Source organism: Leptospira yasudae (assembly GCF_003545925.1).
Classification (GTDB): domain Bacteria; phylum Spirochaetota; class Leptospiria; order Leptospirales; family Leptospiraceae; genus Leptospira; species Leptospira yasudae.
This window is the reverse complement of the sequence record NZ_QHCU01000002.1, coordinates 364,671-386,874: the sequence shown is the minus strand read 5'-3', so window position 1 is coordinate 386,874 and position 22,204 is coordinate 364,671. Positions and strand designations below refer to the sequence as shown.

16 protein-coding genes, 1 tRNA gene and 1 pseudogene are annotated in these 22,204 nt (G+C 45.8%); 12 read left to right on the top strand and 6 right to left on the bottom strand.

Going from position 1 to position 22,204, the window contains the following annotated elements:
• On the bottom strand, window positions 1-2,526 hold the full coding sequence (nirB, locus tag DLM76_RS07015; RefSeq protein WP_118964763.1) for a nitrite reductase large subunit NirB: 2,526 nt from the start codon (window positions 2,524-2,526) through the stop codon (window positions 1-3).
• 30 nt (window positions 2,527-2,556) lie between these two features.
• Window positions 2,557-3,768 (bottom strand): nitrate/nitrite transporter, encoded by a 1,212-nt coding sequence (locus DLM76_RS07010; protein ID WP_118954272.1) that lies wholly within the window; start codon window positions 3,766-3,768, stop codon window positions 2,557-2,559.
• 413 nt (window positions 3,769-4,181) lie between these two features.
• On the opposite strand from DLM76_RS07010, the gene DLM76_RS07005 reads away from it, so the two are divergent.
• The 4 genes and pseudogenes from DLM76_RS07005 to DLM76_RS06990 all read left to right on the top strand — a co-directional run bounded on the left by DLM76_RS07005 (window position 4,182) and on the right by DLM76_RS06990 (window position 12,861).
• Window positions 4,182-7,700, top strand: coding sequence for a nitrate reductase (locus tag DLM76_RS07005; RefSeq protein ID WP_118964762.1), 3,519 nt, complete (start codon window positions 4,182-4,184; stop codon window positions 7,698-7,700).
• A gap of 259 nt (window positions 7,701-7,959) precedes the next feature.
• Window positions 7,960-9,564 (top strand): annotated as a pseudogene (locus DLM76_RS07000) (alginate export family protein); the annotation flags it as partial.
• Window positions 9,565-9,854: 290 nt separating this feature from the next.
• Window positions 9,855-11,414: a DEAD/DEAH box helicase gene (locus DLM76_RS06995; protein ID WP_118964760.1), complete on the top strand. Its 1,560-nt coding sequence runs from the start codon at window positions 9,855-9,857 to the stop codon at window positions 11,412-11,414.
• Between the two features lie 112 nt (window positions 11,415-11,526).
• Window positions 11,527-12,861, top strand: coding sequence for a formylglycine-generating enzyme family protein (locus tag DLM76_RS06990; protein ID WP_118964759.1), 1,335 nt, complete (start codon window positions 11,527-11,529; stop codon window positions 12,859-12,861).
• A gap of 85 nt (window positions 12,862-12,946) precedes the next feature.
• Here DLM76_RS06990 and DLM76_RS06985 read toward each other — a convergent pair whose 3' ends face one another.
• Window positions 12,947-13,747 carry an SDR family NAD(P)-dependent oxidoreductase gene (locus DLM76_RS06985; RefSeq protein ID WP_118954277.1) on the bottom strand — a complete coding sequence of 267 codons (801 nt, stop codon included), beginning with the start codon at window positions 13,745-13,747 and terminating at the stop codon, window positions 12,947-12,949.
• Window positions 13,748-13,948: 201 nt separating this feature from the next.
• On the opposite strand from DLM76_RS06985, the gene DLM76_RS06980 reads away from it, so the two are divergent.
• The 4 genes from DLM76_RS06980 to DLM76_RS06965 all read left to right on the top strand — a co-directional run bounded on the left by DLM76_RS06980 (window position 13,949) and on the right by DLM76_RS06965 (window position 16,816).
• On the top strand, window positions 13,949-14,581 hold the full coding sequence (locus DLM76_RS06980) for a DUF2889 domain-containing protein (RefSeq protein ID WP_118964758.1): 633 nt from the start codon (window positions 13,949-13,951) through the stop codon (window positions 14,579-14,581).
• A gap of 69 nt (window positions 14,582-14,650) precedes the next feature.
• A tRNA-Thr gene (locus DLM76_RS06975) sits at window positions 14,651-14,722 on the top strand.
• A 49-nt stretch (window positions 14,723-14,771) separates the two neighbouring features.
• On the top strand, window positions 14,772-15,716 hold the full coding sequence (locus DLM76_RS06970; protein WP_167450736.1) for an AEC family transporter: 945 nt from the start codon (window positions 14,772-14,774) through the stop codon (window positions 15,714-15,716).
• Between the two features lie 83 nt (window positions 15,717-15,799).
• A complete protein-coding gene (locus DLM76_RS06965) occupies window positions 15,800-16,816 on the top strand; it encodes an ankyrin repeat domain-containing protein (protein ID WP_429946406.1) in 1,017 nt (338 codons plus the stop codon).
• A 35-nt stretch (window positions 16,817-16,851) separates the two neighbouring features.
• Here the strand turns inward: DLM76_RS06965 and DLM76_RS06960 are convergent, their stop codons facing one another.
• Window positions 16,852-17,409, bottom strand: a complete 558-nt coding sequence (locus DLM76_RS06960; RefSeq protein WP_118954281.1) for an LOG family protein — start codon at window positions 17,407-17,409, stop codon at window positions 16,852-16,854.
• Window positions 17,410-17,536: 127 nt separating this feature from the next.
• Here DLM76_RS06960 and DLM76_RS06955 point away from each other — a divergent pair, with 127 nt between their 5' ends.
• Window positions 17,537-18,808, top strand: coding sequence for an LA_2444/LA_4059 family outer membrane protein (locus tag DLM76_RS06955; RefSeq protein ID WP_118964956.1), 1,272 nt, complete (start codon window positions 17,537-17,539; stop codon window positions 18,806-18,808).
• 70 nt (window positions 18,809-18,878) lie between these two features.
• On the opposite strand, the gene DLM76_RS06950 is transcribed toward DLM76_RS06955, so the two are convergent.
• Window positions 18,879-19,400 (bottom strand): DUF6580 family putative transport protein, encoded by a 522-nt coding sequence (locus tag DLM76_RS06950; protein ID WP_118954282.1) that lies wholly within the window; start codon window positions 19,398-19,400, stop codon window positions 18,879-18,881.
• Between the two features lie 126 nt (window positions 19,401-19,526).
• Between DLM76_RS06950 and mazG the strand changes: the two genes are divergently transcribed.
• Genes mazG through DLM76_RS06935 form a run of 3 tightly spaced genes read left to right on the top strand, consistent with a single transcriptional unit; the run spans window position 19,527 to window position 21,507 of the window.
• Entirely contained in the window at window positions 19,527-20,342 is an 816-nt protein-coding gene (mazG, locus tag DLM76_RS06945; protein ID WP_118964955.1) for a nucleoside triphosphate pyrophosphohydrolase, read from the top strand.
• The gene (locus DLM76_RS06940) at window positions 20,339-20,722 is read left to right on the top strand and encodes an LIC_13241 domain-containing protein (protein ID WP_118964755.1); all 384 of its coding nucleotides are present in this window, start codon (window positions 20,339-20,341) and stop codon (window positions 20,720-20,722) included. Before mazG ends, DLM76_RS06940 begins: the two co-directional genes overlap by 4 nt.
• A 2-nt stretch (window positions 20,723-20,724) precedes the next feature.
• On the top strand, window positions 20,725-21,507 hold the full coding sequence (locus DLM76_RS06935; protein WP_118964754.1) for a response regulator: 783 nt from the start codon (window positions 20,725-20,727) through the stop codon (window positions 21,505-21,507).
• Between the two features lies 1 nt (window position 21,508).
• On the opposite strand, the gene DLM76_RS06930 is transcribed toward DLM76_RS06935, so the two are convergent.
• The gene (locus DLM76_RS06930) at window positions 21,509-22,183 is read right to left on the bottom strand and encodes a hypothetical protein (protein ID WP_118964753.1); all 675 of its coding nucleotides are present in this window, start codon (window positions 22,181-22,183) and stop codon (window positions 21,509-21,511) included.
• Window positions 22,184-22,204 lie beyond the last annotated feature (21 nt).

Here is a 22,204-nt window from a genome sequence, read left to right as displayed (position 1 = left end):
TTAGCTCACCGATAGTTCTTTCTTTTTCCAATCCACCGGACGGATCTGGCCTCTTTCTTGGATGAATTTCACGTTCGTATCCGGTTGATCGCTGTTGACGAAGTGTTTAAACTTCTTCTGTTTTTCAGGATCGTCCACAACCGCCTTCCATTCGCAATGATAGCTGTCGACGAGCGTCTGCATCTCGGCTTCGAGCTGTTCGTTGATTCCAAGACGATCGTTGATGATCACGTCTTTGAGATAATCGATTCCGCCTTCGAGCTGATTGAGCCAAGCCGCGGTTCTTGTAAGTTTATCCGCGGTTCGGATATAGAACATCAGGAATCGATCGATGTATTTCACACAAGTGTCTTCGTCGATGTCGGCCGCGAGAAGCATCGCGTGCTGTGGAGTCACTCCTCCGTTGCCGCCTACATAAAGATTCCATCCTTTTTCGGTCGCGATTAAACCGAAATCCTTGCTTTGCGCTTCCGCACATTCGCGAATACAACCGGAAACGGCCGCCTTCAATTTATGCGGAGAACGAATTCCGCGATAACGTTCTTCGATGCGAATCGCAAACGAAGTACTGTCCTGCACACCGTATCTGCACCATGTCGAACCGACGCAGCTCTTTACGGTTCTCATCGCCTTACCGTATGCGTGACCGCTTTCAAAACCTTCATCGACCAAGTCTTTCCAGATATCGGGAAGGTCTTCCATCCTCGCGCCGAGAAGATCGATCCTTTGACCTCCGGTGATCTTGCAGTAAAGATTGTATTTCTTTGCAACGGCTCCGATCACGATGAGTTTTTCCGGAGTAATTTCACCGCCCGGAATCCGAGGCACGACCGAATACGTTCCGCCTCTTTGAATGTTTGCAAGATACTTGTCGTTCGTATCTTGAATTTCTCTGTGATGTTTATGTACGATCGTCTCGTTCCATAAGCTCGCAAGAATCGAAGCGACCGCCGGCTTGCAGACTTCACATCCTTTTCCTTTACCGCTTTCAACGATTACATCGTCGAAAGTTTTTAGTTTTTTCACCTTGATGACTTGAAACAATTCCTGTCTTGAAAATGGAAAGTGTTCGCAAAGATGTTCCGTTACGACTTTACCGAGAGATTTTAATTCTCCTTTGAGAAGGGAATTCACCTGAGGAATACAACCGCCGCATCCTGTGCCGGCTTTCGTGCATTCTTTCAAACTGCTCATCTCATAACAGTCTTTGTCGCGGATCGCGTTTAAGATGTCACCTTTGGAAACGTTGTTGCACGAACAGATCTTCGCCGTATCAGGAAGCGATCCTGCGCCGAACGCCGATTCGGCGGAAACCGAACCTACGATCAAACTTTCCGGTTCGGAAGGAAGTTCAATCTTGTTCAAATACAACGCGAGAAGGTTGCCGTAAGCGCTCGCGTCTCCGACTAGAATTCCGCCGAGGAGCGTTTTCCCATCCTCGGATATTACCAGTTTCTTATAAATTCCCGTAAGCGGGTTTTTGAATGCGATCGGAATGTGTTTCGATTGCCCGAGCGCGTCTCCGAAAGAAGCCACGTCCACTCCGATCAATTTAAGTTTTGTGGATAGATCCGAACCAAGATACGACTTGTATTCTTTTTCCGGATAACAAAGATTATGTGCTACGATTTCGGCCATTTCATAACCGGGAGCGACGAGACCGTAGATCATTCCTTTATGGAGCGCACATTCACCAATTGAATAAATTCCGTTCGCGCTTGTTTCTAGAAGATCGTTTACTTGAATACCGCCTCTTTCTCCTACCGCGATTCCCGCATTTTTTGCAAGTTCGTCCCTGGGTCTGATTCCGGCGGAAACGACGAGCATTTCCGTTTCTAAAATCGAACCGTCTTGAAATTCAAGACCTGCAAACGCGGTTTCACCGATCGCTCTTTTGGTGTTCTTTTCCAAAAGAATCGAAACTCCCAGTTCTTCGATTTTCGATCTGAGAATGGAAGAACCGGCTTCGTCCAACTGACGAGGCATCAATCGCGGAGCGAATTCCACAACGTCGGTTTTGAGATTCATATCGACGAGTGCCTTTGCGGCTTCCAATCCCAAAAGTCCTCCGCCTAACACGGCCGCGGTTTTTACGGACTTTCCGTATTCTAAAATTTCCTCTAAGTCTTCGATCGTTCTATAAACGAAAACCCCTTTCTTATCGATTCCTTCGAAAGTCGGAACGAAAGGGGCAGAACCGGTGGCAAACACAAGTTTGTCGAAAGAATAAACCGCTCCGGAAGAAGTTTCCACTTTTTGGGAAACCGGATCCACCGAAGTCACTTTCTCCTTCAAATGAAGATCGATCCCGTTCTTTGAATACCAGTCCTCTTTCGAAAGATACAAAGGATCCACGGAACGGTTTGCGAAATATTCGGAAAGATGAACCCGATCGTATGCTCTTCTCGGCTCCTCTCCGAATATTAGAATATCAAACTTTTCGATTCCACCGAATTCAACCAATTTCTCGGCCAATCTATGACCGACCATCCCGTTCCCTACTACGATCAACTGTTTCTTTGACATTTTTATTTTTCTCCCGATAACGTAACTGGATTAAGCCGTTTCGATCTCGAGTTGAGATTCTTCCATGCGATTCCAAACGTAAAAGTTCGTTCCGTATAAAACGGCCGCTGCGATCAAAACGATCACACCGAGAACCGTGAATCCAGCGGCATACGTTCCCCAGCCTGACTTCAAGGAACCGAGAAGATTCGGCACCATAAATCCGCCTAACCCGCCGAAGGCGCCCACGAAACCGGTAACGATTCCGATATCCTTTTTGAAACGGGAGGGAACCAACTGGAAAACGGAACCGTTTCCGAGTCCCAAACACAACATCAGGAAGATGAATAAAGGAAGAACAAGACCCAGGTTCGGAAGAGTCGAGATTCCGAAAAAGATCATGGACACCAAAAGAAGAACGATACAGAGAACGGTCGCTCCTCCGAATTTATCGGAAAGATAACCGCCGAACGGACGGATCATACTCGCTCCGATGATGCAATAGGTCGTATATAAACCGGTAGTAACCTTATCCGCGCCGTATTGATCGTAAAAGAAGATCGGCAGGAAACTCGCGAGTCCTACGAATCCTCCGAACGTAATGCTGTATAAAAAACTGAAGATCATCGCGTCTCTGGATTTAATCGGAGCGAGATATTCCAAAATCGTTTTACCGGAAGACTGAACCGCTTCCTCTTTTGCAAAAAAGTAGAAGAAGACAAAAACCAAAGACATTGGAATCAAAGCAAATCCGAAAACCGCATGCCATCCGAAACTGCGAGCGAGATCGGGTGCAAACAAAGTCGCGATCACGGAACCACTGTTTCCGGCCCCCGCGATCCCCAATACCAAACCTTGGTATTTTGCAGGATAACTTCTACTCGCAAGAGGAAGCGCGACCGCGAAGCTGGAACCAGCTACGCCGAGAAGAAGACCGATCGCGAAGATTTCAGTCATAGAATTTCCGAACTGCCATCCTAAAAAGAGAGGAAGCATCGTGAGCAACATTCCGCAAAGCGCAACCTTTCTCGATCCGAAACGATCGGATAACAAACCCATCGGAATTCTTAAAAGAGTTCCTCCGAGCAAGGGAATCGACACCATCAAACCCTTCTGAGCGGGGTTTAAGCCGAATTCTTCGGAGAGAAAAACTCCTAGAGCCGCTAAGAGCATCCATACCATAAAGCTGAAATCAAAGTATAAGAATGAACTCAAAAGCGTGGGGAAGTGACCGGCAGATAAAAATTCTTTAATCTTTTTCATATATAATTTTTTTCCTTATTCCTAAGGCTCCTCTGAGACTCCTTAAGGAAGAGAGCAAGAACCGTACCAGTTTCGGTTTATTTTTTGAGCGAAAAGTCGAGAAGGACCGCTTACGGAGAGAATTGTCGTCTTATAACTTGAAAATTTTATTCGGAAGCCTGTTTCGGATTCATAAAAATAGGAACTCTCTCCCTATTTTCAATGAACGATGCGGAAAATATCAGCATTTAGTCTAAAATTCTATACAAAGTCTTCAAAATTTTAAATATATTATAATTTATTAATATATTTCATTTCGATTACGAACCCATAAAGCGTCCTTCGAGGATGGCGATCCCGATCTGATTCGGTAGAAACTTAGGATTCGATTTCAGCATTGTAAGCCTGGTACCATTCTTGCATGACCTTCTTATGTGAACATTAGCGAAACGTTTAAAACTACCTGCTCTTATTGCGGCGTAGGATGCGGAGTTCTTATACAAAAACATTCCGAAAAGGAACTGAAAGTGGAAGGAGATCCCACTCATCCCGCAAACAAAGGTCTTCTTTGTTCCAAGGGAATGAATCTCAACTATTCTCTATTAAACCGTTCCGATCGTTTATTTTATCCAACGATGCGGAAAGATCGAAATTCTCCCCCGATTAAAACCGATTGGGAGACGGCTCTTCAAAAAGTCGCACAGGAGTTTAAGAGAATCATCCAAGAACACGGACCTGACTCCGTCGGTTTCTACGTTTCAGGTCAGTTGTTAACGGAAGAATACTATGTAGTTAATAAAATCGCGAAAGGTTTTATCGGGACCAACAACATCGATACGAACTCAAGACTTTGTATGAGTTCCGCAGTCGTGGGTTACAAGATGGCCTTGGGAGAAGACAGCGTTCCCATCAGCTACGAAGATATAGAACTCGCGGATTGTTTTTTGGTCGCGGGCGCCAATCCCGCTTGGTGTCATCCGATTCTATTTCGTAGAATCGAAGCGAGAAAACAATCGAATCCGAACGTAAAACTGATCGTCGTCGATCCGAGAAAGACGGAAAGCTGCGAGGACGCCGATCTTCATCTACAAATTCGTCCTGGAAGCGACATTCATCTCTTTCATGCAATTGCAAGAATTCTAATAGAACGCGGTCGAATCGATTCCGAGTTTTTAAAAAATCATACGGAAGGCTTTGAAGAGCTTAAAGAAAAAGTATTCCGGCAATCCGTCGAGGATTGTGCGAACGCTTGCGATATTCCTTCCGAACAGATTTATACGGCCGCGGAATGGATCGGAAATGCGAACGGATTTCTTTCTCTTTGGGCAATGGGCCTCAATCAAAGCGTGATCGGGGTCAATAAGAACCTTGCCCTTCTCAATCTATCCTTATTAACCGGAAAGATCGGCAAACCCGGATCGGGTCCGTTCTCGCTTACGGGGCAACCGAATGCGATGGGAGGCCGGGAAGTCGGCGGTCTTTGCAATCTTTTACCCGCTCATAGAAATTTAGCGAACCCTGAACACAGAGCGGAAGTCGCCGAGTTTTGGGGAGTCGATTCCATTCAAGAGAAGCCTGGATACAGTGCGACGGAGATGTTCGATCATCTTCGCACAGGAAAGATGAAGGCGATTTGGATCATCTGCACCAATCCCACCGTAAGTCTTCCCGATGCGCGGCTCGTCGAATCCGGTCTTCGTTCCGCGGAATTCGTAGTCGTTCAGGATATTTCCAAGGATTCTTCGGCCGTTCCGTTTGCGGATGTCGTGTTACCCGCAGCCGGTTGGGCGGAAAAACAAGGAACGATGACGAACTCCGATCGACGAATCACCTATCTTCCGAAAGTGATCGACCCTCCGGGAGAAGCGAAAGCGGACGCTTGGATCTTAAACGAGTTCGCCAAAAAGATGGGATGGAATTCTTCCTTTGCGTTTCAGAACGAAGGAGAAGTTTTTCAGGAACATTGTCGCTTAACAAAAGGGACGAACATTGACATCGCCGGATTGGATTATTCGATCCTGATGGAAAAAAGATCCGTTCAATGGCCTTATCCAACGAAAGAACACGGCGGAACCGAACGTCTTTTTACCGATCGCAAGTTTTACAGACCGAACGGCAAAGCGAAGATTCACGCTGTCGAACCGGAAGACAGTTCCGAAAAAGCGACCGATCGCTTTCCTTTAATTCTTACTACGGGAAGAATCCGCGATCAGTGGCATACGATGACTCGTACCGGCAAAGTGCGCAAACTCAACGAACACAAACGCGAACCGTATTTGGAAATTCATCCGAACGATGCAAAACCGAGAAACATCGAGGAAGGTACGATCGTTGAAATCTTCAACGAAAGAGGAAAGACCAGAGTCAAAGCGACGATCACCGAATCAATCAAAGAAGGTGTAGTCTTCCTTCCGATGCATTGGGGAAAACGATTGGATAGAGACGATCCCCGCGCGAACAATCTTACGAGCGGAGCGTACGATCCGTTTTCCAAACAACCCGGTTTTAAAATCTCCGCGGTTCAAGTGCAGGTTTATCAAAAACGGAAAGAAAAAATTCTCATCATAGGCGGCGGAAACGGAACGCTCGCCTTTCTGCGTTCTTACAGAGCCTTGGATTCCGAAAGCGAAATCACCGTTCTTTGCAAAGAGAAGAATCCGTTTTACAACCGTATTCTTCTTCCGGATTACATCAGCGGAGAAAAGATCTTCGGAGATTTGATGGGAGTCAGCGAAGAGGAAATTCTTTCCTGGAACTTCAAAATATTTGCGGACACGGCCGTCACCCAGGTTCATCCCGAAGGGAAAATCGTCCGCGACGATAAAGGCAACACACATTCTTACGATAAGCTGATCTTCGCAACGGGGAGTTCTCCGTTTATTCCGAACATGATTCCCAAAGAAATGGAAGGGATCTTTGCGCTTCGTTCCAAAGAAGACGCGGAAAGAATCAAAGGCTTTTTCGTGAGAGACACGCACGTTTTGATCGTGGGCGGAGGACTTCTCGGCTTGGAACTCGCGGCTGCATTAAAATTTTTGCATGTTCGCGTCAGCGTTTTAATCCGAACGGACAGACTCATGTCCAAACAACTCGACGCCGTAGCCGGTGAAATTCTGAACGAAGAAATCGAAGCCAGAGGAATCGAAATCATCCGCAACGCCGAGATCGTAAAGATCAAAGGAACTTCCCGAGTTCAAAGCATCAAACTCAGCAACGGAAACACGATTCAACCCGATGGAATCGTATTTGCGACGGGAACAAGCGCCAATCTTCAATTGGCAAAACTCGCGGGAATCGAATGCAGAAACGGAATCCTAGTCGATCCGTTTCTGCGTTCTTCGGATCCGGACATTTATGCGATCGGAGAAGTCGCCGAACATTCTTCCGGCATGTATGGTACGATAGCCGCTACGGAGGAACAATCCAAAATCGCGGCTAATCATATCTACGGATACGCATTCGATTTTTATAATGGATCGATCCATTCCAATCTGTTGAAGATCCCCGAACTCGATCTTGTTTCTTTGCGTCTTGCGGATACTCCGATGGATCTTTCCGAGGATAAATCCGGCGAATACGAAGAGATCGTTTTTCTCGATCGAAAGCGCAGGAAGTATAAGAAGTGCATCATCAAAGGGGATAAGCTCGTAGGAGCGATCCTCATCGGTGATAAATCGAACTTCCAAGAATTCAAAGAACTGATCTCCAGCGGAATCGAACTCGGAGAAAGGAGAGAACAACTTCTTTCGGGAGGAGGCGCGCCGAAAAAACCGGTCGTCGGTAAGTTAGTCTGTTCCTGCAACGGAGTCGGCGAAGGTAATCTCTGCGAGGAAATCAAAAACGGAATCAAGTCTATGGAAGAACTCGGTAAGGCGACCGGGGCCGGGACCGGATGCGGAAGCTGTCGTCCCGAGATTTCCAAAATCCTCAAAGCGAATTTAACCCCGGTTTAGATGCGAAATATGAATCTTAAAAAAATAAAAATGAAAGGGTCCCTAATTGAAAGCTTGCGAAATGAGAGTTTCCATACTCTCCTTTATTTTATGTACGTTCCTAAGCGTCGAGGTCAACGCTCAGGAAAAAAAGGAAACGACCTCTCTATCGGAAAATTCGCCTAACACGAACCAGCCGATCGCTGAACCGTCCGTCAAAGACCAACCGACCAAGGAACAAACTGTCACCACTCCCAAACAGGACGCTGCGATTCTTCCTAAGGAAACGAAAAAAGAAGTTCCTTGGTATGAAACCATCAAGTTCGGCGGCTTGATCCGAATCCGTCCGGAAGCGAAATACAATTACGATTTTGATCGATTCAAAAACGATAATGCTTCGTTCGTCGGGGCCAAGGCGCAAATCTGGATCGAAAAGGAACTCACCGAAAAAACGAAAATCAGAATCACGTTGCAGGATTCCGTTCTTTGGGGCGGCGAAAAAGGTTCTTCCAGCGGACTCGATACCGCAAACGACAACACCAGGCAATCGGTGGGAATTCGGGAAGCCTGGATCGAATCCAAGGATTTGATCGGTCCGATCGCCCTTCAAGCAGGAAGACAGATTCTCAAATACGGAGATGAGAGACTTGTCGGCGCGTTGGAATGGACGAATGTCGGCCGCAGCTTCAATGGTTTTCGTTTGAAGTTGGATAAGGAACTTTTTTCCTCGCATGCTTGGGCGATGATCGTCGGTGAACAAGATTCCGATATCGCAGGCAATACGACGTATCTCGGAAAAAGAAATTCGTTTCCGGTTCAATACAATTGCCCGGCAAATTCTCCGTCGACTTCCACCTGCGCGCTGTCAGCCGATCTTACCAAACAACAACAGGGAGACGCAACGTTCACGGGTTTTTACAACACGTTCAAACCTTCTAAGTTCCTTCACATAGACGGTTATTACATCGGACTGTATCGTAAATGGCTTCCTCAAAACAATTCCACGATTTTACTTTTGGCAAATCCGGAAACCGTTCCGAGAGATTCAAGATACGATCAACTTCATACCTTCGGATTCAGACTTACCAACAGAACAACCAAGGAGAAGAAATCCGAAATTCCTTTCGACTTTTCCATCGAGTACGCGATGCAAACCGGAAAAACGGGAATCAACGTAACTCCCGGCTGGGATTCGTTGAACACAAACGTTTCCACAATCGATCCGCTCACCGGAAAAACCGCATCAAAAAATCTTTATAAAGAAAGACAAGGATACGATTCGTTTGCGTTCGCACTCGACGTAGGATATACGATCGGTTCGTTTCGACTCGGTGCGGAATACGACGTTGCGAGCGGAGATCCGAATCGTAAGGACGGAAAGGTCTCGACATTCTCCAATTTATTCCACTCCAATCACGTATTTTACGGAGAAGCGGACCAAGTCAGTTGGGTCAACATGGTCGGCAAGTCCGCAAACTTGACTTGGGACGGAGGGGAATTCGGAAAATTAAGAATCGCCTATTGGATCGTGGACAAACAGAAGATGCAGGACGGTTGGTATGACATCACCGGAAATCTGAAAGACGGCGCGAGCACCGAATCCTATGCAAACGATCGCTACAAAAATCCGTATCTGCAAAGTGAGAAAGGTGTTTTGGATCAAAGAGGAGTCGGAACGCTCGGAAAAAATTTGTTCAGAGAAATCGATATGGTTTATTCCGTGAAATACAAGGATATTCTGTGGGCGCTCGGAGCAAGTTGGATCTATGCGGGCGACGCCGTCCGAGGAAAACTCAACGACGATTCGATTTCTCCCGAATTTCGAAAAACCGGTTTTCTTCCACAGGCGCAGTTCGCTTATCTTTCGATGACGGCTCAGTTCTGAGAACACAATCGATAGAACTTAAGATATTTGGAATATAGTTTGAATAGAGCGTCGCCGAGAGTTTCCATCGATTCTCGACGGCGTTCGATCCTTTTAAGCTTGTGTAAATAGCCTCTTCTAAAATCGTAGTAAAAACAAGACGTCTTATCAAACGAAGACGTAAAACATCTCCCGATTCCAACTTTCCTCTCTTTCGTCGGTTTTGTGATCTTCCGGATTCTTATCTTGAAAATTCAAAGTATTAGAGGTTCCCGGAATACGGTCGATTTATTGCTTTGAAAGGAAACTCTATGAAGAAACTCAAGTTTAGCGAACTAAACTTATCCACCGAAATCCAAAACGCGATTGCAGAAATGGGTTTTGAAGAAGCCTCTCCGATTCAATCGGAAGCCATCCCCGTCATTTTAAAAGGAAAAGACATCATCGGCCACGCGCAAACCGGAACCGGTAAAACGGCCGCATTCGCGATTCCAACGATCGAACTTCTCGAAGTCGAAAGCAAACATCTGCAAGCGCTGATCCTTTGCCCGACCCGCGAACTCGTGATCCAAGTCAGCGAACAATTCCGTAAACTCATGAAATACAAAGGAAACTTCGAAGTGGTTCCGGTTTACGGCGGTCAAGAGATCGACAGACAGCTCCGCGCTCTTCGCAAAAACCCTCAGATCGTCATCGCCACTCCCGGAAGAATGATGGATCACATGAGAAGAGGTTCTATCCACCTCGAAGACATCAAGATCGTCGTTCTGGACGAAGCGGACGAAATGTTGGACATGGGCTTCCGCGAGGACATGGAATTCATCCTTAAGGACACTCCTGCGGATCGTCAGACGGTAATGTTTTCGGCGACGATGACCGACGAAATTCTCACGCTGATGAAACGGTTTCAAAAACATCCGCAAATCATCGACGTAACGCATCAAAAACTCAGCGCCCCTAAAATCGAACAGATCTATTACGAGATTCAGGAAAACGCCAAAGGAGAAGCCCTCGCGCGATTGATCGAATACAGAAACGTAAAACTCGCATTAGTATTTTGTAATACGAAAGCGCAAGTCGACACGGTGGTGGAACTTCTGAAATCCAGAGGTTATTTCGCGGAAGCGCTTCACGGAGATCTCAATCAAAAACAAAGAGATAAGGTGATGAACGGTTTCCGGAACGGAAGCATCGAGATTCTCGTTGCGACCGACGTCGCCGGAAGAGGAATCGATGTGAACAACGTGGAAGCGGTTTTCAACTACGATCTTCCGAGAGACGGAGAGGATTACGTCCACCGTATCGGTAGAACGGGAAGAGCGGGTAAAAAGGGAATCGCATTCTCCTTTATCGTCGGGAAGCAGATCTACAACCTCAAAAAGATCGAACGGATCAACGGAATCAAAATCGAAGCAGGAAAAATTCCTACGTTAGACGATCTCGAAGAAACGAAAATTCATTCTTATACTTCCAAGGTGAGATCGATCGTGGACGCGGGTCATCTTTCGAAATACGTCAACCAAGTCGAAAAACTAATGGGCGACGATTATACGGCGCTCGACATCGCGGCGGCTCTGTTCAAGATGACGATCACCAAAGACAGCATCACCTTCGACGATTCCGTTCAATTCGAATCCAATTTTAAATTCGATGAAAGGGATTCTTCCAAAAAGAAATCCGGCGGTGGCGGAAGATATAGAGATCGTAACTTCGGAAGATCGGGTGGCGGCGGTAAACCGAAATCGAATTCCGGAGCTGGAAGCGGTTCCGGCGGTTCTCACGGAGGATCGCGTTCCAAATTCTCCAAAGGCGATCGAAATCCAAAATCCGGCGGCGGCTCTTCTCCTTCCTTTAAGAAAAAGAAGAAATAAGCCCGCTCGGAAAGGGAAAGAATCTCTTTAAAATTCGTTTCGCGATCGGAAATTTCTGCCGAAGATAAAACCAGACGACCGTCTCTCACCGACGAGAGGCGGATGAAACGGTATGATCTCCTACTTGCTTCCAAAATCGAAACGATTCACGGCCCTCTTGTCCATCCTGCTTTTAGGATGGACCTTCGCCGCATTACTTCCTCAAGAACAAGAAGACCCTTCTCTCAATTTACGAACGGTTCCTTTTTGGAGGGGAGAAGTAGAAGCCGTCTATAGAGGCAAAGGCAAAGTAAAAATCCGTATTCGAAGGGGATCGGTTTTTTACGGAAAAGAAGAGGAAGAAATCAAAGCCGTTCTCGAAAGAAAACCGAGCTATTCGGTTATACAAACCTCGCCTGAAAAAGAAATCGGTTCGTTCAGCATTCGTCAAATCTCCATCGCCTATCAGGCAAATCCGAAAGGAAAAAAAGCCTCCGAAATCGAACTCTTTGGAACGTTTACTGCAAACGCGGGAATTCCCGAAAGTCTTTTGACCGCAGGAACCTTCATCCAAGACTACAAACAAGAAGTAGCCTACGTCGAACCCGGCGCTTTCTTCACCGAAGATAGAAGAAGAACCCGACCTGCGAAACAGCTCAGACATCCGCGCGACGGAAAAGAAATGGTTTTTGTCTCCAGCGGTTATGAACAAAACGGAGAACTGTTTTACGAATCGATGGGATTTTTTCTGCACGGACAAGGCAACGAACCTGCGGAAGACAGTTACAATCCGTTTTACTTCAAACCTGAACGGGGAAATCTACAGGACATCTCGTCGTTTTACATCGATAAATACGAAGTTACCAATCAAGAATATTCAAAATTTCTAAAGGAAACAAACACGCCGGCCCCTCCTCATTGGAAGAACGGAACGATTCCCGTCGGCAAGGAACATCATCCCGTGAACGGAGTGACGTATCGCGAAGCCGAAGCCTACGCGCGTTGGTCCGGCAAACGTCTTCCCACCGAAATGGAATGGGAAAAGGCCGCACGCGGAACGGGAATCACTTGGATGATCAACCGGGACGAATCCTATTCTTTCTTTCCGAGTCCGCTCGAATATCCGTTCGGCAACGATTTCGATTCTTCCCTTTGCAATACTCTGGAAAGTAAGAAGATGGACACGATTTCCGTCTACGAACTCGCTAAAAAATCCGCGAGTCCGTACGGTGCGATCGGAATGTGTGGAAACGTTGCGGAATGGACGAGCTCGGATTATCTTCCGTATCGGGGACATTCACTCAAACGAAATGCATTCGGAAAATTGCATAAAGTCATTCGCGGCGGTTCGTTCTCCTCTACCAAGGAAGAATCCACGACGTATTTTCGGTCCTTCGGTGGAATTCCGAATTTGAAAACGGATCGCAGAGCCGGAATCCGTCTTGCTTGGGATCCGCCGGGTAAGTAAATAGGAACGCTAATTCTTAACTCCGTTAAAAACCAGCGGCTACGCTCCGCTGCCTTTTGGTGAAACGCTTTTTATGAATCGCGTTTCACGTCACTCTTGCTCTTCTCAAAAGCCGATCCAAAAGCGAAGGTGAAAATCGGCTGATCCAATACGCCAACATCTCCCGAAACTGCGAAGGGTAAACGTCCCTCTTTTTCGATTCGATCGCTTTCAAAATGATTGCAGCAACTTTCTCCGTAGACATTCCGTTCTTAATTCCTTCGTCCATGATTCCGTATGCGGAACCGTCCGAGGACAAAGCCTTTACGGAAATATCGGTCTTCACATAACCGGGAGAAACTGTCATAACATGCATTCCGCTTTCGGAGGTTTCAAGCCGAACGCTGTCCATAAACGCCTGCACCGCATGTTTACTCGCAGCATAACCGGATCTATATTGGGTAGCAAATCTTCCCTGCAAAGAAGAAACCGCCACAAAATGTCCCTGGTTCTGTCTGAGTTCCGATTCCAAAAACCGAAACAGATGAATCAAGGGATAGAAATTTACGTTCATTAGACTTTCATAAACTTTGAAGTCGGTTTCGCGCGCAAGACCGCGCATGCTGATCCCCGCGCTGTGAATCAGTCCATCGATACGACGCACCTTCTTACGAAATTCTTCCGTGATCTTTTTGAGTTGGGAAGAATCCGAAACGTCGCCCGGAAGAGCGATGACCTTATCGGGAAAAGGCGCTTCGTTTTTCACTTCTTTTAACAATTCTTTTCTTCGCGCGACCGCGCCGACGACGGCTCCGTTTCGATTGAGTTCCAATACCAAAGCTTTTCCGATTCCGGAACTCGCGCCTGTGACCAAAAACGATTTTTCCAAAAAGAACGAGGTTATCATAAAACCGGAACGACGATAACAGAAATTCCGCGAAAAGCAAATGAAAATAGCAGGAAAAATTCTTTAGCGAATCCCCTGCCTTTAAAAGATGATCTTATCGAACGCCGATAAAAAACGGGATACCGAGTCGGAAAACAAAATCGTTGCGTTTTCTTTTTTCGAACAAATCCTTATAAAAGCGTTTTCGGATAAGAGGTTGTCATGAGCGCGTTGCAGGAAATCAAAGATCGGATCCGTTTTCGAAACACGGACTTTCAAAGAAATTACGAAAGCAGATATTACTGGTTTCCCGAAGAATCTCCTCCTTTCTGCATCATCGAAGTCAATCAATACGATCCGTATCACGATATGACTCTGTATCTGGAAGTGGATCTCACCACGATGAAAATCGTAAAATCGGGAGTGGAGGAAAAACGGGTTCCGTATGAAAGTTGCCCCGCTGCGATCAAAACATACGACTATCTCGTCGGCGAGGAAATGTCCTATTCCAAACTGATGAATCGCTTTCCTGCGGATAAAACGTTAGGCTGTCTTCATATCAACGAATTGATTCAAAATGCCGCGATGAATTTTCATTCCGCGTATGCGTTTTATCTCAAAGAAAGAAACTTTCCCGCACACCTCGACGAATACAAAATGTACGAAGGCGACCTTCCCGCAAAAGAAAGAAGGGAAATCGGAAGACATTGGTGGATGAAGGACAGAGGAGTAAAAAATTCCTGTTATTCGTTTTCCTATCGTCACGAAAAACCGGAACTCAAGGATCAAGTGAAACATCTTGACAGCATCACCGCAATGATGGTAAAAGAATTTAAGAAATCGAGAAAGGGTTAAACCCAAACCGTTTCCCGTCGCGATCAACGGAAATCGCTTCGTGAATTTTTCGATTTCCGATCCGTACGCGCCCGCTTAGCTCAGGGGTAGAGCATTTCCCTCGTAATGAAAAGGTCGCCGGTTCAATTCCGGCAGCGGGCTTAACCTTAAAACTCTTGCCGTTTCGCTTTCGCTGTAGACTCTGTCCATCGTGTCTCAACTCATTGTCATTCCGGTTTGTTTGATTGCCGGTTGGATACTCAAACGCGGGAGAATTTTTCCGGAAAATTCCGGTGCAGCACTCGGAAGTTTCGTCATCTATATTTCCTTACCGGCTTTGATTTTGGCCAACGTTCCCTCGATGAAACTCGAATCTTCTTTGATCTTTTTGGCTTCGATGCCCTGGCTGATCTTCGGCCTATCCGTCGCCTTCTTTTACGGCGCGACGAAATTCTTCGATTGGGATTCGGAAACGAGAATCGCGCTCACGCTTTGCTGCGGACTCGGCAACACTTCCTTTTTAGGACTTCCCGTTTTGCGAATGTTTTACGGGGAAGAAGTCACCAATGCGGTTTTGATCATCGATCAATTCGGAACCTTTCTTTGTCTTGCGATTCCCGGATTTATCTTAGCGTTGCGCTTTCTTTCCAAAAACGAACAGGAAAAAAGCGGAAGTCCGTTGCGATCCATTTTGAAAAAGCTCTTCACTTTCCCTCCGTTTCTTGCTTTACTTTTTTCGTTTTTCCTAAGACTTTTCACCATTCCGGAATCGATTCATTCCGTATTGAAAACTTTGGGAGAAACGTTGGTGCCGATCGCCTTATTTACCGTCGGATTTCAAATGGAACTTCCGTTCAAGGGTTCATCCTCTAAAGAATCCAAAGACCTCGCGCAGCCCTTGACTGTCGGCCTGATTTATAAATTGATCTTTGCCCCAATCGTGGTATTTCTAATCTATCGTTTTTTGAATCTGAATCCGAAACACATAAAAGCAGCCGTGTTGGAAGCGGGAATGGCGCCGATGATTACGGCTTCCATCGTTTCCATTCAGATGGGATTTAAACCTACGCTTTCCGCGGCTCTTCCGGGTGTCGGAATTCTGTGTTCGATCCCGACTTTGATTTCGCTCTATTTCATACTGGAGAATTTTTTCTGACTGATTTTTCAGACTCACTGATCGACCTCTTTTCCGCGGTAAAAACGGGAAAGGGCGATGAAATCGAAAGACTTCTTTCTTCGATGGAAGGAGAACCGGTTCTCATCGATTGGCTGAAAGAATACCGGGACAATTACGGATCGGGCGTCTTATCCTGGGCTGTGAAGAATTCCGATCGGGAAGCGATCGAACTTCTACTCGAGGCCGGTGCGGACCCGGACGAAACCAACGCAAGAGGCGAAACTCCGTTGCTGACCTCTCTCGATCAAGGCAACGAAGAATTGATCCATATCTTCTTGGAAGCCGGAGCCGATTCCGGGAAAAAAGATTTTTCGGGAAATACTCCTTTGGCAAAAGCCGTAAGCACCGGAAGTCTACACATTGTGGAGATGATTTCGGAAAATCTTCATTCCAGCCCCGATTTCGAAGAAAGAAACGGAGAAGGATATACCCCTCTTCTTTTAGCAGTCGATCTCGGACATTTTACGATCGTGGAATATCTTCTCGATAAGGACGCGGACTTCTTAAAAAAGAATTCCGAAGGAAGAACGGTTCTTCATCTCACGGCTCTCCACAACGATTATGAAATTCTGGATCTGTTTTTGGAAAAAGAAGAAACGAAAACGATTCTGGAAAACCGGGACGCGGACGGAAATACGGCGCTCTTACTGGCTGCATCGCACGACAGCGTGGAATGTCTCGAACGACTTCTGAAAATCGGAGCCGACTTTTTAAAGATGAACGCTTCCGGAAAAACGGGATTGGAAGAAGCGGAGCGGCAAAAATACCATCACGTTTCCAAGATTCTCAAAAAGGCCATGACCGATCGCTTGTTTACCGCCGCCGAACACGGCGAAGACGATATTTGCAGAACCATTTTACATCTCGGAATTTCTCCCAACTCGATCGATCAAAACGGAAATTCACCTCTTCACATCGCGGTCATCCATGATCGAATTTCAACGGCGACTCTTTTGTTCGCCTCGAACGCGTCCCAGTTCTTAAAGAATTTAGAAGGTAAATCGGCTTTAGAGCTTGCTAAAGAAGGCGGAAAAGAGGAATTGATTCAACTCTTGGAACCGGAACCCGAAAAAGAGTGATCGGGGTTCTATTCCGGTTCGTCAAAGATGTCGTATTAAACAAACCGTTTGCTAAGAAGATCGAGTAATTCCTCCGGATCTTCCGAAACGATCAGACCTTCTTTCGTTTCGCGATCTAAAAATCCGTCGTCCACCATTCTCCCCAACTGCATCAATAGATAATCGAAGTAACCGTTAACGTTCAAAAGTCCGAGAGGTTTCGAGATCAGCTTCAATTGATTCCAAGTCGTGATTTCGACGAGTTCATCCAAGGTTCCGATTCCTCCGGGTAACGCGATAAAACCGGAAGACTTCTCGTACATCCGAAACTTTCTTTCGTGCATGGAAGAAACGATCATCAGATCCTTCACACGATCGTGTTTGACTTCTTTAATCGAAAGAAAGTCGGGAATGATACCGGAAACGGAACCGCCCTTCTCCATCACCGCATCCGCGATCGTTCCCATAATTCCGCAGGAAGCTCCTCCGAATACTAAATCGAATTTTTTTTCCACGAGCAAATGACCCAGATCCTGAGCCGCCTTCGTATAGATAGGATTGGTTCCCGAACGGGAACCGCAAAAAACGCAAACTGCCGACTTGGTTAAATTCATAATCTCTCTAATTTCGTTATTTCCAGCGAAGAGAATTCTGTAATGTTTTTCTTTTTCAGCGCTTGGGAAAAAAATGTTTGAATTTCGAATTCTTTCGTCTTATCTATTCTCTCACTCTTTAGAACCTATGAAAAAGCAAATTCAAAAAACCGTTCCCATCCTTCTGACGATCTTTTTTCTTCTGTTTCAAACGAACGTATTCGGACAACAGATCAGAAACGCACAATCCGATCCCGACGCTCTGGAAAGAGAAGCCAACGAACTCGAACTCAAAGCGGGCAAGGCCCAGGATCCCGTAACCAGACAACGGATGATTCTCGAAGTTCAAAGAAAAAGAGCGGAGGCTTCCGAGTTAAGAGATAAACTTCACGAACAGGAAGTGGCAAAAGCCCCGAAAGGCGCAACGTTCGAGATCTCGGTGTTGTTCAATCAAGCGACTTGGGTTCCCGAACCTTTGGCGAGAAGACAAAACGTTTCCTCTAACGAATTGAATTCCTTTCTTTATACGAGCGGCTTTTATCAAAGCGTAAATACGATTGCGCGCACCGGCGGTTTTGACGCGCATCTCATCAACAATACGGGAAGTTTTTATTCCGACCCGCAAGGGAACACGAAAACGGCATATCCGATTCGAATGCTATTCTTAACCGAATCCAAAAAATTCGGAGTGGAAGCGACCTTCTTGGATTTCAGAATCAATCCGTCTTATACTTCGCTGAACGTCAATCCGACCGCCGAGAACTTCAATCAGACTTACAGTGTTTACGGACCTCAACTGAGAAGAACGGACATTCAGCTCAACCTTCTCTATTTTTTCGAAACCGGATCGGGAACGAGACTCGGACCTTCCATCGGAGTTCGCAACTTGGACATTTATTCCAAAGAATACGGAAATCTTCCCGGCGGACTCGGATTCGGTAACTTGGAAGAAAAGGCGGGAGGAATCGGACCACAAATCGGATTTCGGATCGTAAAGAAACTCAACAACTTCTTTCAATTCCACGTGAACGCGGATTACTTTAGAACATTAGGAAAATATCATCTAAAAACGAGCAGCACGACTTTGTATAACGGCGCTCAAAACTTTCTGGTCACTGAAACCGCAGGTTCCGCGGGAGAAAACCTCGTCAAACGAGGCGGTTATCAAATCGATACGGGACTTTCTTTTTCAAGAACGAGCTGGCTCAAGTTTATGGTGGGATTTCAATATACGGAAATGAGATCTTCCGTGAGCGGATACAATTACAATGCGAATCTGCTGTTTCCGGATGCAGTGAGCACGACCGCGCTCAACACGATCACCAAGCCTGTGGACTTAGCGACTACAAGACCTGCCTTGGAAAAAGAAGTGATCGATACGTATTACGGATTTTATCTCGGGATAGGAATCGTACTTTAAAGGAAGAGAGGAAGACTACCCTTCGAGAACCGTTTCAGGTCATCGAAGGGATCGTTTTTAGAGAAGAGAATTACTTTACTGAAACTGGAGCCAGTTCCATCCAACCCGCTCTTTCGATCAGAGCGAATCCGCCGAAAAGAACGGTCGTATAAAACATATCTCCTAAAAGTGCATTCTTAAAAAACGGAATCGCCATCAGATAACACTGAACAAGACCGTTCATATCGTAAGTGTAATAGCCCATGAGCCAGACGTAAAAGTTCGTAACGATAAAGAAAAGAACCGAACCGCCTAAAGTCCAAAACGCGATCTTTTTCACGGAAGAAGATTCTCTCAACTGCCAACCGGCCACGACCAAAAGAAGGGTCATTCCGTAGACGACGAAAACCTGATCGTGAAAACCGAGAAACAAATTGCTGATCGTAAGTGCAACGATCGGAAGAAACAACGAAAGTTTCTTAGAAGCGAAATACGCTCCTGCGAAAAGAGAGATCGCAAGAATCGGCGTAAAATTGGCCGGGTGCGGCAGTAAACGACTCGCAACCGCGATCAGAACGAGTGAAAGAACGATAAAACTTTTTGAACGTATCATTTTTGGTACTATACTTCGATTTTACGGTCTACGTCAATCGAATCCCGATTCAAAATCGACCGAAAAGGGGTGCAGAGTGCGCTCGGTTTTAAAAAATTGGAACAAATCTCCCTCAGGAGGCTTTCCATGCAGGCAAATTCACTCACGGAAGAAATCGGTAAACTCCAAGAGGTAACGGCCACGCTCCGCGGAGAAAACGGTTGTCCTTGGGATAAGGAACAGGACCACCAGACCTTGGTTCCCTATCTCATCGAAGAATCGCAGGAAGTCATCGAAGCCATTCTCAAAAAAGACGACGAACTTCTCAAAGAAGAATTGGGAGATCTCCTCTTTCAAGTCGTGTTTCATGCAAGGCTCGCCGAAGAAAGAAACGCATTCAATTTAGGAGACATAGCCAAAGGTGTGTCCGATAAGCTGATTTTTAGACATCCGCACGTATTTCGCCCGGAAGAACTCACGTTATCCTCCTCTCAGGAAGTGATCGAAAACTGGGAAAAAATCAAAGACAAAGAAAAGAAGAAACCGAGTTACTCGTCTATTTTCTCAAACGTTCCGGAAAATTTTTCCTCCCTTTTAAAAGCGGAGAAATACCAAAAGAAAGCGGCTAAGGTCGGATTCGATTGGAAAGAAGTCGCGGACGTGCACGGAAAAGTAAGAGAAGAGATGGAAGAATTCTTAGCGGAGTTCGGAACGGCGAAGGCGGACGGAACCAATCAAGTAAGAATCGAAGAAGAATTCGGAGATTTGCTTTTTAGTTTAGTCAATCTCGGAAGACATCTCGGAATCTCCGCGGAATCCGCGCTCACGAGAACCAACGCAAAATTTAAAAATCGATTTCAATACATAGAAGAATCCTTACAAAAAGAAGGAAGAACCCCGAACGATTCCAACTTGGAAGAAATGGATCGTTTATGGAATCAAGCGAAAGAGCTGGAAAAATGAACGGACCGAATTCATTCGAAACTAGAATCGAAAAAACGAATGATTTGATTTCGTTTCTTTCCAAACTCTTTCCGATGAATTTAAAATCCGGTGAGGAAGAATGGCCTCGCACCTATGAATTCGTTCATCTCGAAAAAAAATACAAAGCGGTCTTTTCTCTGTTCGGTTCTTTTACACTTCTTCCCGGCAGCGCGCAAGAAGTCGCGGGGACTTCTCCGATTTTTTATCTCAGTTTAGATACGAATCCCTCTCAACAACTCATTTGGGCCAAACCCGATCGAGAATCGATGAACGATCCAAACCGAATCGTAGACGAATTGCAAAATCAAATTCGTATTTATGAAGAGGGGATTTCGGAAATCAAGTCCAAGGAAAAATAGATTTGAAAGTACTCGTTTTAGATTCCGGGGCCACGGTACGAAGAATCATATCTTCTTTTTTTCCGGCGGAAGATTTTCAAATCGTAGAAGCCGGATCGGCCAAAGAAGGTTTGGATCTTGCGTTTAAGGAACATTTCGATCTGATCACGATCGGCATGATTCTCCCGGACGCGGACGGATTTACCGTTTGCAAAATCATCCGCAACAGCCAACGGGAAAAAAAAGACAGCGCATGCAAGAATTCTAAAATATATCTGGTCACATCGGGCGATATAGAAGCAAACCGCGCCAAGTCCGTGGAATTCGGTTTTGACGGAATCTTTCCGAAACCTTCCGGAATCGACGAGTTCAAGATCGTCATCAAAGAAATTATCGAGTTGGTATACGGATCGGAAACGAATCATCACGCGGAAACGCATTCGATCGGGAAAATTCTAATCATCGACGATTCGGAACTGAATCTGCTTTTATTGGGAAAAATTCTGAAAAGGAACGGATATACGTTTCAGGCGTTTTCGGAAGGGAAGAAGGCGTACGAATATCTGGAGTCAAGCAACGAACCGATTTCCGCCATTCTCACGGATTGGATCATGCCTAATTTTTCGGGAGAAGAACTCGTGGAAACGATTCGTAAACAGGAGAAGTTCGACAAAATTCCGATCGCGGTGATCACGGGTTTGGAAGAAAACGCAGGATTGAACGTCACAGTTCTTCACAAAAACGTATATGTTCTTCAGAAACCGTATTCCGAAAGAAAAATCCTGGAATACATTCGAAATATCTAATTTAGTTCGCTGCGGGGAATTGAATTTCTCGAACGACGTCCGGATGACAGTCCATCCGGAATTCGCCCGAAAAAGGTTTTAATCCCGAATACCACTGTCCGTTTTCATATTGCAAGTCGTTCCAATATAAAAACAGGGTCGCATCTCCGAACTGATTGTTGATTTGGATTTGCTGGATTTCTCCGGTAGGGGAAGGTTCTTTGACGAACGATTCTCCCGAAAAGGAAACGATCTGAATCTGAAACGGTTCGGCCCGATACGGAGTTCCTTCCTTTCGTTTCTGAGAGGATTTTAATTTCCAACCGGTGATCTTGATTTTGGAAATCTCTTCCAACTTTAGAGCTTTGGAATATGTGATGTTGCTTTTCTTGTGTTGAAACTTGAATTCGAGGGGAGGATTTTTCCAATATCCCTCCACGTCGCGTCCATCGCAGAGAATCGCCTTGATTTTCTTTTCTCCCTTTTCATCCACGCCCGTTCCGGTTTGTTTGCTCGGTTCCCCTCTTTGATTGCGGGAATCGGAGTTTACGATCGGTTCCGTAGGAAGCGTAGGTTCTTTCGGTCCTTTTTGAGAGAGAAGAGAAAGATTGAAAGATAGGATCAAAAGTAAGAATGCGGAGAACCATTTTAAAACGGGAAAAAGAATTCGGTTCGAAGTCAAAGTCCTGAGTTTCATGGTTGAGAATCGGTTGGAAGT

Coding starts and splice junctions, on each gene's coding strand:
- DLM76_RS06955 (WP_118964956.1), top strand. CDS start 17,537: ATGAAAAAGCAAATTCAAAAAACCGTTCCCATCCTTCTGACGATCTTT.
- DLM76_RS06940 (WP_118964755.1), top strand. CDS start 20,339: ATGAACGGACCGAATTCATTCGAAACTAGAATCGAAAAAACGAATGAT.
- DLM76_RS06985 (WP_118954277.1), bottom strand. CDS start 13,747: ATGATAACCTCGTTCTTTTTGGAAAAATCGTTTTTGGTCACAGGCGCG.
- DLM76_RS06965 (WP_429946406.1), top strand. CDS start 15,800: ATGGAAGGAGAACCGGTTCTCATCGATTGGCTGAAAGAATACCGGGAC.
- nirB (WP_118964763.1), bottom strand. CDS start 2,526: ATGTCAAAGAAACAGTTGATCGTAGTAGGGAACGGGATGGTCGGTCAT.
- DLM76_RS06980 (WP_118964758.1), top strand. CDS start 13,949: ATGAGCGCGTTGCAGGAAATCAAAGATCGGATCCGTTTTCGAAACACG.
- DLM76_RS06960 (WP_118954281.1), bottom strand. CDS start 17,409: ATGAATTTAACCAAGTCGGCAGTTTGCGTTTTTTGCGGTTCCCGTTCG.
- DLM76_RS06995 (WP_118964760.1), top strand. CDS start 9,855: ATGAAGAAACTCAAGTTTAGCGAACTAAACTTATCCACCGAAATCCAA.
- DLM76_RS06990 (WP_118964759.1), top strand. CDS start 11,527: ATGATCTCCTACTTGCTTCCAAAATCGAAACGATTCACGGCCCTCTTG.
- mazG (WP_118964955.1), top strand. CDS start 19,527: ATGCAGGCAAATTCACTCACGGAAGAAATCGGTAAACTCCAAGAGGTA.
- DLM76_RS06950 (WP_118954282.1), bottom strand. CDS start 19,400: ATGATACGTTCAAAAAGTTTTATCGTTCTTTCACTCGTTCTGATCGCG.
- DLM76_RS07010 (WP_118954272.1), bottom strand. CDS start 3,768: ATGAAAAAGATTAAAGAATTTTTATCTGCCGGTCACTTCCCCACGCTT.
- DLM76_RS06930 (WP_118964753.1), bottom strand. CDS start 22,183: ATGAAACTCAGGACTTTGACTTCGAACCGAATTCTTTTTCCCGTTTTA.